At 64.8% G+C, this 10,046-nt stretch carries 7 protein-coding genes; 3 read left to right on the forward strand and 4 right to left on the reverse strand.

Features of this window, described 5'->3' with window-relative positions; translation table 11 throughout:
• The first annotated feature begins 1 nt into the window (after position 1).
• A complete protein-coding gene (locus IC761_RS28515; RefSeq protein WP_195800001.1) occupies positions 2 to 736 on the forward strand; it encodes an SDR family NAD(P)-dependent oxidoreductase in 735 nt (244 codons plus the stop codon).
• Positions 737 to 743: 7 nt separating this feature from the next.
• Here the strand turns inward: IC761_RS28515 and IC761_RS28520 are convergent, their stop codons facing one another.
• Entirely contained in the window at positions 744 to 2,180 is a 1,437-nt protein-coding gene (locus IC761_RS28520) for a lipopolysaccharide biosynthesis protein (protein ID WP_195800002.1), read from the reverse strand.
• A gap of 273 nt (positions 2,181 to 2,453) precedes the next feature.
• Here IC761_RS28520 and IC761_RS28525 point away from each other — a divergent pair, with 273 nt between their 5' ends.
• Both IC761_RS28525 and IC761_RS28530 read left to right on the forward strand, forming a co-directional pair.
• Entirely contained in the window at positions 2,454 to 3,539 is a 1,086-nt protein-coding gene (locus IC761_RS28525) for a glycosyltransferase family protein (RefSeq protein WP_195800003.1), read from the forward strand.
• A 98-nt stretch (positions 3,540 to 3,637) separates the two neighbouring features.
• Entirely contained in the window at positions 3,638 to 4,705 is a 1,068-nt protein-coding gene (locus IC761_RS28530; protein WP_195800004.1) for an endo-1,4-beta-xylanase, read from the forward strand.
• A gap of 3 nt (positions 4,706 to 4,708) precedes the next feature.
• Here the strand turns inward: IC761_RS28530 and IC761_RS28535 are convergent, their stop codons facing one another.
• The 3 genes from IC761_RS28535 to IC761_RS28545 form a co-directional block, all read right to left on the reverse strand.
• A complete protein-coding gene (locus IC761_RS28535) occupies positions 4,709 to 5,659 on the reverse strand; it encodes a DUF6492 family protein (RefSeq protein ID WP_195800005.1) in 951 nt (316 codons plus the stop codon).
• 94 nt (positions 5,660 to 5,753) lie between these two features.
• The gene (locus tag IC761_RS28540; protein ID WP_195800006.1) at positions 5,754 to 6,548 is read right to left on the reverse strand and encodes a protein-L-isoaspartate O-methyltransferase family protein; all 795 of its coding nucleotides are present in this window, start codon (positions 6,546 to 6,548) and stop codon (positions 5,754 to 5,756) included.
• Entirely contained in the window at positions 6,545 to 10,009 is a 3,465-nt protein-coding gene (locus IC761_RS28545) for an ATP-binding protein (protein ID WP_195800007.1), read from the reverse strand. The genes IC761_RS28540 and IC761_RS28545 overlap by 4 nt, the downstream gene beginning before the upstream one ends.
• Positions 10,010 to 10,046 lie beyond the last annotated feature (37 nt).

Raw genomic sequence — 10,046 nt, forward strand, 5'->3', positions numbered from 1 at the left:
GATGAGTTCCAGTTTTTCCCTTGCCCCCGACTTTCATGCCGTTGTGATCGGCGGCGCCGGCGATATTGGCGCCGCGATCAGCAATCAGTTCTGCGATCTCGGCGCGACCGTGACCGCAACGGCTGCCGACGAGGCCGATCTGGCGCGCACCCTGCTTAAGCCGCGCACCGGGCTCTCGCTTGCGACCCTCGACATCACCAGCGATGAAGCTGTCGCGTCATTCGCGCGGCCGCATAAGCGAGTCGATGCGCTGATCAATTGCGCCGGGATTCTCGCGCGCGACAAGGAATTCGAGATCGAGACCTTCATGAAGGTGATCGACGTCAATCTCACCGGCACGTTCCGGACCTGCATGGCGTTCCATCCGCTGCTCGCGGAAACCAAGGGTTCGATCGTCAACATCGCCTCGATGAATGCGACGCTGGCGCTGCCGCGGATCCCCGCTTATTGCGCCAGCAAGGGCGGCGTCGTGATGCTGACCAAGGCGCTGGCTTTGAAGTGGGCCGAGAACGGGATCCGCGTCAATGCCGTTGCGCCAGGCTACATCGAGACCGCGATCAACGCCGCAGGCCGGACCGATCGCGCGCACTACCAGCGCATTGCCGACCGGACCGCGGTCAAGCGATGGGGGCAGCCGGAAGAGATTGCGGGCGCCGTCGCGTTCCTCTGCATGCCCGCTTCGCAATATGCGACCGGCACGGTGGTTGCGGTGGATGGCGGCTTCCTGGCGGGGTAGCGCGATTCTAGACGCCCAGCGCCTTGCGATTGAACGTGCGCAGGAATCGCAGCGACAGCGTGCGCACATTGGCGACGTTGAGCAGCCACGTCATGGCGACGTAAGCGAGGCCGCCCGTGGCACTGACGATGATGAGCGAGACGAGACCAGTGCCGCTCACCTCCGCGCGTGCGACGAGGATCGCGCCCGCCATCGCCGCGGCAGAGGCCGCAACGCCGGCGAGCCGGTTGACGTCGAACGGCACGGGATGGGCGCGGTACATCAAGACGACGGCGACGACGAAGCCGATCGCCTCGGTCGCGAGCGTCGCCAGCGCCGCGCCGGTGAGGCCGTAGCCTGCGACCAGCGCGAACATCAGCGCCACGCTCACGAGCAACGTCAGGAACGACTGCGCCGCCAGCATGAACGGCCGCTCGGCGAGCTGGAAGCTGATCTGCACGTAGAACTGGTTGGCGATCCCGAAGAGGCGGGCGAGCACCAGCGTCGGCAGCAGCGCCGATACGCCGGCGCGGAAATCGATCCCGACGAGCGTGCCTGCGACCTGGTCGGCCGCGAGCGCCAGCCAGACCGCCACGGGCGCGACCACGACCAGCAGCAATTCGAGACTCTCGGTCAGCCGCTCCCGCGTCGTCTCCCTGTTCTTCTCCGACAGCGTCCGAAACACCAGCGGCACTGTCGCCGCGGCAACACTGGATGCAATCATGACCATGAACTGGCGCGGCAGGTCGGCGGCGACGCCGAAGATGCCGGCGGCGTCCTTGCCGAGGAGATAAGCGACGATGAGGCGGTCGCAGGTCGAGTAGAGTGCGACTGAAAGCCCGGCCAGCGTCAGTGGCAGGCCGTAGCGCGACAGCTGCATGAACTGGCTGGGCTGAAAGCGCGCGATCCTGGTGCGGTCACCGGCGAGATTGAGGATGATACCCGTCAGCGAGCCCAGGCCGAACGCCGCGAGCAGGCCCATGCCACCCCAGCCGAGCCAGATGCCCAGCAGACCGAAGCCGACGCTGGACACGCTCCGCACGATCGAGATCGCGGCGAAGCGATAGGGGCGCAATTTGGCGCGCTCGAACTCCTGGCCGACATCGACCGCGTTCGACATGATCGCGACGAACATGCTGGCAAGCACCAGCTCGACACTGACGTCGCTGCGGAACAGGAACACCAGCGGGGTCGCGGCGCAGAGCGCGACGGCAGTGAGCGCGAAGGCGACGATCGCCGTGCCGCGAAAATCCACCTCCGCCGACATCGCCTGGTAGCGTGACACCGACAGCTTGATCCAGGCGAAGAAGATCGCGCCCAGAATGCCGGCAATGCTGATGCCGACGACATAGACGCCGTATTCCGCCGGCGTCAGCAGGCGCGTGTAGGCGGTGACGGCGAAGAACCCCACCGCCGCAGGCAGAATGTAGGCAACGAGATAAATCGAGAAATGGCGATTCAGCATGCGTGCACGAGACCGGCGGCCTTGAAATCGAGCGGCCGTTAATCAGTTGGACCTTGGCTTGACGATCAAAGGCTTGGCGATCGGACTGCGCCGCAGCATCCCCCAAGAGTGTCACATAAGTCTGCAAATCGGCTGCCGAATGGGGCGGGCCCGCGGGTTTCGCGCGTTAGCGTTAAATTTGCCCTGTCCTTGAACCGGATGGCGCGATCACACAAAAGAAACCATGTTTTCAGGACGTCGCCCGACCCCCTCCAATGCTTGGACGTGACTGACATGGACGTTGCCGAACGTATTAGGGCGAATCCGGCCTCCCTGCCCCATGGCGGCAGCGATGCGTCCCTGGTTCCGACGGCTCCCGCGGACGGGCGCGAGCGGATGACACTCAACCTGTTCTTCGAAGAGCGGGACGACCGCTGGCTTCCGGGCGACCGCCACATCCGACCGCTGCTGCGGCGGATGCTGCTCGGCAAATCCTGGATCAGCGGCCAGCGCCGTGTGTTCCTCAACCTCTGCGCCGGCCTCGACAGGGTGGGTATCCGCTATCGCGTGAACGATTACGGCTATATCCGGAAGCATCCGGACGAGCTCGCCTGCATCATCGGGCGTCCCTTCGTGCTCGATTGGTTCGAATGGAAGAACCCGCTGCTGCTGGGCGTCGCCATGTACAACCATCCGGTGGAAGCACCGGACCGCCTGAAACTGCAAACCAAGACCGTTCTGGTGCCTTGCACCTGGTACGCCGACATGTGCCGGCCCTACTGGCCGCATGTCGAGGTCTGGCCGGTCGGCATAGAGACCGATTTGTGGACGCCGACGCCTGCCGCGCAGAAGAGCGTCGACGTGCTGCTCTATGACAAGGTGCGCTGGGAGCACGACCGCTATCAGACGGAGCTGATCGAACCGATCCGCAAGCATCTCGAAGCAGCCGGTCCCTCCGTCGAAGTGATCCGTTATGGCCATTACAAGGAAGACGACTACAAGGCGGCGCTGGCGCGCTGCCGCAGTATGATCTTCCTCTGCGAGCACGAGAGCCAGGGCATCGCCTGCCAGCAGGCATTGTCGAGCGATGTTCCCGTATTCGCCTGGGATCGCGGCGGCCCGTGGCAGGATCCGGAATATTTCCCGCACAAGGTGACATACGAAGGCGGCGTGTCCTCGGTGCCCTATTTCGACGCACGCTGCGGCAGCTCGTTCACCGGTGCGGACGGTTTCGTCTCCGGCTGGAGCGACTTCTGGTCGCATGTCAGCGCCGGCGATTTCGCACCTCGCGACTATGTGATGGAGAATCTGACGCTCGAGAAGGGCGCACTTCACTATTGCGACATTGCAGAAGCGGCCATACAGCGCCAAAGCCGCTGACGACGTCCGGCAACGGTTAACCCAACACCAGGAAACCCCGACGTCGCCAAGCGACGCTTGGTACGATGGTGCGTTGGTTCCGAAAGGACGCCCCCCACGTGACCAAGCTCGACAGACGCGAATTTCTCCTCGGCAGCGCCGCGACGCTCGCGGCCGGCGCAACGGCGTCCGCGTTGCCTGCGTCAAAACTCGCCCAGCGCCGTCCGGGCTATGGGGCCGCCGCCACGCTGTGGGATCTGCAAGCCGACCCGCGGCTTGGCGAGGCCATCAGCACCTATTGCACGCAGGTCGTGCCGGTGCTCGAGCTGAAATGGCCGATGCTGCGGCCGGACGCGCACACCTTCGCCTTCGAACGCGCCGATGCCATTTTTGATTTCGCCCAGAAGAACGACCTGACGATGCGCGGCCACGCGCTCGCCTGGTACCATGACATTCCGGACTGGACCAAGCAGATCAAGGATTCGAAGGGCGTCGAGCGCGCCTTCGTCGATCACATCTCGACCGTGGTCGCTTATTACAAAGAGAAGCTGACATCGTGGGATGTCGTCAACGAGCCGATCCCTGACAATCCGAAGGGCATCACCGACCGCCGCGACACCTTCTGGACACAACATCTCGGCGATCGCTGGATTCCGCTGGCCTTCCGCACGGCGGCCGCGGCCGACCCCTACGTCAAGCTCGCAATCAACGAATACGACATCGAGTCGGCGAAAGATTCGTTCATCGCCAAGCGCGCCGCCTACCGCAATCTGATCATGGACCTGCTCGACCAGGGTGTCCCGCTTCACGCGGTGGGGCTTCAGTCACATCTACATGCCGAGCTCGATATCGACACCCATGGGCTGGCCGAGTTCGTCACCGAACTGCGGTCGTGGGGCCTGGAGGTGTTCGTCACTGAGCTCGACGTCGACGATCAGAAGCTGACGGGAAGTCCTTCGGAGCGCGATGCCATCGTCGCCAAGCGTGTCGATGATCTCCTGACCGCGATCTCGACCAGCGGCCCGGTGCGTTCGATCCTGACCTGGGGCATCTCGGACCGCTACAGCTGGATCAACGGCACCTTTGCCCGCAAGGACAAGCAGCCGAACCGGCCGCTGCCGCTCGACGGCGAGTTCAAGCCAAAGCCGTTCATGGACGTCATCAGCAAATTCACGAAGGACGTTTGACGGCTAGCGCGTCTTCGGCACTTCGAATGCGGTGGCATCGCCCATATCATCAGGCGACAGGCTCGGCCCGCGCCGGTCGCGCGAGCTCAGCCGGAACACATCGCGGATGTCGTCGATCGAGGTCGACGAATAGGACTGGATGCAGAGCGCGACCTGCTCGGGCGAGGCGGCAGCCATCATCGCTTCGATCGCCTGGCGATCGAGACGGGTGTCGTCCCAGTGCGAGACGGCAATGCTGTCTTCGGTAACCCGATGTCTCGCCAGATATTCCGGCGCGTTCGCGACGAAGTTTCCGTAAAGCAGATACTCGGAGAATTTTTTCTTCCGGCACAACGCCAGCGCCCAGCTCAGGCCTGTCGCCGCGCTGATGGCGTCAGTCATCGCGCGCGCGGTGTCCTTGTCCCAGACCAGCGCGTTTCCGACATAGTCGTCCGCCGGGAACGAGCGCTGCTTGATACCGAGAAGCTGGTCGACGGTGCGGAGCCACAGGCCATGCAAGGGGTGGTCAGCGTCGATCGCCTTGCGCGTGACGAACAGCGGCGTCTTGTCACCGCCGGCATATTGGCCGACGTCGAATTCGCGGAAGAACAGATTGTCCGAGTCCAGGATGCAGACGCGCTGTTCCGGCGCGTTGAGGACGCCGGCGATCTTGAGGATCTGCTGGATGTGCCAGCCGTGCACCGGCGAGGACAACAGCGACAGCCAGACCCGGCGGCGGCTGACGAACTGGAGCGCCGGCGGCAGCGCCCAGAGCCATTTCGGCAGGTAACGCGAGGCTGGCACAATCACGCGCTTGTCGGACCTGAACCGCTCGAACAGCGGCACGTCCTCATCGTTAACGAGAACATAATGCCGCGTGTATCCCGTCAGCCAGGTGTCGATGCTCTCGCCAAGCAGCGAAAAGCGCTCGATATCCTTGGCATAGCTGGCAGTCAGCAGTGCGACGGAATGCATAATGCGTGCTCAAATGGCCATCAGGACGCAGTTTTAGCCGTGCCGGGAGAGGCTGGAAACTCACAATATGAATCAAGGTAAAGCGAAACGATGCCTAACCATCCGCCGGCAGCCCCTGTTCGATCTCGCGAAACCGCAGCGGCGCCAGCGCCGCGGCACGCTGCCACCACTCGGCCACGCGGTCGTCGAGGGTGGTCACGCCGCGGCCCTGGCCGGGAAAGATCCGGATCTGCTGGACCGCCTCGGCCTCGAACCCTTTGCCTTTGCGCGTGATCTTGATGATTGCGCCTTCGCGGTCACGTTGCGTCAGCGGCACCAGCAGGCGGCCGCACGGGCGGAGCGCGTCGAGCCAGAGCGGATGCGGATGCGAGAAGCCGGCATGCACGATGATGACATCGGCCGGCTCGCCGATCTCCGCGCATCCGTCGCCATTGATGACCTCGACATTGCGGTAGGCGCGAAGATAGTTCGTGGCGCGCACCGCAAGCCGCTCGTCGCATTCGATGGCAAGCACGCCGCCCTTGGGGCCAACGATTGTCGACAGGATTGCCGAGAAATAGCCGAGCCCGCAGCCGATCTGCACGACGCGCTGCTTCGGCTTGACGTCGAGCACGTCGATGACATGCGCCCACAGGCTCGGCAGCCCGGTGTCGAGCTTGCGGCGCGCGTCGATTGCGACCAGCACATTGTCATAGAGATGGACGGGATCGGCATCTGGCGTCAGCCGGTAGCCGCGCGCAGCCTCGCTCTTGATGCGCCAGGGGCCTTTGGCAAGAAAATCTTCGCGCGGGACGTCGGCAAGGGCTGCGAGCAGGCGCAGCGACGAGATCCGCTCGCGCTTGGCAATCAGCTCCACATAGCGCGCACGCGCGGCGGCGAGATCGCTCATCTCACGGGATCGGCCTGCGGACGCGCCGGCGCGTCGCCACCGAGCTCGTTGACGAGCTGCATGGCCTGCTTCAGATCCGGCGTCAGGAACCCCTCGTTGAACTTGCCGACGATCGGCAGCAGCAGCAGGCTTGCATGCTCGCGCTTGCCGCTTTCATGCGACAGGCGCGCGAGGCTGACGGCGGTTCTGAGCTCCCAGGACAGCGCACCCTGCTTGCGCGCGGTCTCGAGCGACTGGCCGAACAGATCCTCGGCCTCCTGAACGGAGGCCGGATTGCCGTCCGACAGCGTGATCTCGCCTTGCAGGCGATAGACTTCGGCGAGGTAGGAATGATCGCCGGTGCGCCTTGCGGTCGCGAGCGCACCGTCCAGCGCGCGCAAGGCGGCGTCGCGCATGCCGACCTTGGCATAGGCCTCCGCGAGCAGGCAGCGGAACCAGCAGCCGGCGAGCCAGGAATCCATCGCCTCATATTCATCGAGGCCGAAGCGCATCTGGCTGATGCCCTCGTCGGCCTCGCCGAGCTGGCTCAGCGCCCAGCCGCGCAAGATCGCGGCCTGCTGCTTCCAGTGCAGGAAGTTGTGCTCGGTCGCGATGATCATGGCGCGATTGGCATGGTCGCGCGTGCCCTCGATATCGCGCAAGTGCTGGCAGAGATAGGCGCCGAACACCAGAGCGAAGGCGAGCGAGAATGGATGGCGGATCTTCTCCGCAAGCGCGATCGCCTGCTCGCTGTGCTGGCGCGCCGCATCGGGCCGGCCGAGGAACCACAGGAGATAACCAAGATAGGACAGCGAGACCACGCCGGGATCGGTGCCGTGGCGCTCCATCAGGTCGGAGTGGAGATCGGGGCTGTACAGATTGATACAGCGGTGCAGATGATGCTGCGAGGCGGCGAAGCGCCCGCGATAGAGCATGGTCATCGCGATCGAGCGATGCGCCTCGATCAGATAGCCGGTCTGCTGCGCCGGCTGCGTCCGCTCGTTCAGCCGCTCGCGCTTGGCGAACTTCAACAGCTCGACGCTGAGATCGTGCGCACGGGTCAGATCGGCGCGGATGAAATGGCAGACCCAGAGCCCGCGCGTGGCGGCAAAGGCCTTCTCGTCGTCGTCGAGCTGCTGGCCGAGCTCGAGCGCGCGAATGTAGTTCTCCTCGACCTCCTGCACCGCGTAGCCCTTGGCGGCGATCAGCGCATTGCCGAGCGCGATGCGGATCTCGAGCTCGATCTCGTCGGCGCCCTGCATCCGCGCATTGGCCTGCACGACGCTCAAGCCGCGGCGAAGATGGCCGATCGCCTCCAGATTGGCGCCGCTCTTGGCCGCCTGCTTGCCGGCCTTGAGCCAGAAGCTCGCCGCGCCCTCGCTCTGGCCGGACTCGGTCAGATGGTGGGCGAGAAGCTCCGGCTCACGCTCGGTCTTCTCCGGATACATCTCGGCGAGCACCTGGGCGATGCTGGCATGCAGCTTGCGCCGCTCGCTGTGCAGCAGGCTCGCATGCGCGGCGTTCTGGATCATCACATGCTTGAAGGAATAGAGCGCGTCGGGCGGATGGCCGCGGCGCATCACCAGCCCGGCCTCCTCCAGATGATTGAGCGCTGCCTCGATCTGCTCGGCCGGCGTGTTGGCAACTGCATGCAGGGTCTCATAGGAGAATTCACGGCCGATGGTGGCGCCGATCTGCGCGATCCGCTTGAACGGACCCATCCGGTCCAGGCGAGCCATCAGCGAGTCCGTCAGCGTCGCCGGAATCGCGAGCTGCCGCCACGGGCCCGACAGCACGTAGCGCCCATGCCGCTCGGTCAAGAGATTGGATTCGAGAACCGTCTTGGTCAGCTCCTCCAGGAACAGAGGCACGCCGTCGGTCTTGACGATGATCTCCTCGACCACCTCCTTGGGCAGCTCTCTGCCCGCGACACGCTCGACCAGCGTCGCGCGCAACGGCCGGCTCAGGCGGTTCAGCACCAAAGTTGTGATGTGCGAATGCGCATTCCAGCTTGGCTGGAATTCGGAGCGCGCGGTGATGATGGCGAGGACCGGTCGGTTCTGCACCCGATCGACCAGCAGGTCGACCACTTCCCGGGAGGTCGGATCGATCCAGTGCAGATCCTCGAAGGCCATCACCAGCGGCATCTCGCGCGCGAGGCCCAGGAAGTGGTTGACCAGCGCCGCAACGGTCGCGTCCTTTTGCTGTTGCGGCGACAGGTCGAGCGGCGGATAGCGCTCTCCGGTCGGGATCGACAGCAGCGCGGCAAACAGCGGCGTGACCTGCTCGATGTCGCCATGGGCGGCAGCGATCGCGGTCTCCAGGCTCGCCAACGACTGCGCGGATGGATCTTCGCGGTCGAGGCCGAGGGAGAATTTGAGTTGCTCGGAGAACGGATAGAACGCCGTGGACGTGTAATAGGGTGAGCACTGGAACGAGACCTGTCCGTGGCGATCGCCCGCGACACGTTCGAAGATTTCCTGGATGATGCGCGACTTGCCGATGCCGGGCTCGCCGAACTTGACCACGACCTGGCCGTCGCCGTCCTTGGCCTGCTGCCAGCGCCCCGTCAGGAGCGCGATCTCCTCCTCGCGGTTGACGAGCGGGGTCAGCCGCGTGCCCATCGCCGCGGCAAAGCGGGTTTCCACCCGCGAGGCGCGCACCACGTGCCAGGCCTGCGCCTTTTCCGAGATGCCCTTCAGCGCATGGGCGCCGAGATTGCGGTAATCGAATTTCCCCTTCAGCAGCGATTGCGTCGAGGCGGAGATCACGACGCCGTTGGGCGGCGCCAGCGCTTGCAGGCGCGCCGCGAGATTGACGGTTTCGCCGACCGCGGAGTCGCGCTCCTCGGTGCCCTGGCCGACGAGGTCGCCGACCACGACGAGGCCGGTCGCGATCCCGATGCGGACGGCGGGCGCATGGCTGAGCGCACCGCGCGGCTCGATCGCACGCGCGGTGGACAGCACCCGTACGATCTCGAGCCCGGCGCGCACCGCACGTTCGGCGTCGTCCTCATGCGCGGTCGGATAGCCGAAATAGACCAGAATGCCGTCGCCGACGAAGCGGGCGGCAAAACCTTCGTAGTGCTTGACCACGCGGACGCAGGTCTCGCGGAAGCTCGCGATCATGTCGCGCACGTCTTCGGGGTCGAACTGCGCCGACAACGAGGTGGAATCCACCATGTCGCAAAACATGGTGGTGAGCTGGCGCCGTTCGGCGCCGACCTCAGCCCGGGTTTGCGGGCGCACCGACGCGACCGGCGCCTCCGCCGTTTCAGCCTTAAACAGCGCGGCCATCGCCCGCTGGAGTCGTTTCCGATCGCCGAGCGGCAGTCCGAGCTCGGTCAGGTCAGCCTCGGTCAGGTCCGCCATGACGTCGAGATCGAGGCGGTGCTGCGCGAACAGAGCGGTGTAGTGGCCGAGACCAATGCCTTCGAGCCAGTGCTTCAGCCCGCCTTCCGTCTCCGGCTCTTTCTCCAGCATGGTGATTCTGCCCGACTCTCACTCCGTCGAAGGGCTC

Source organism: Bradyrhizobium commune (assembly GCF_015624505.1).
GTDB classification, from domain to species: Bacteria; Pseudomonadota; Alphaproteobacteria; order Rhizobiales; family Xanthobacteraceae; genus Bradyrhizobium; species Bradyrhizobium commune.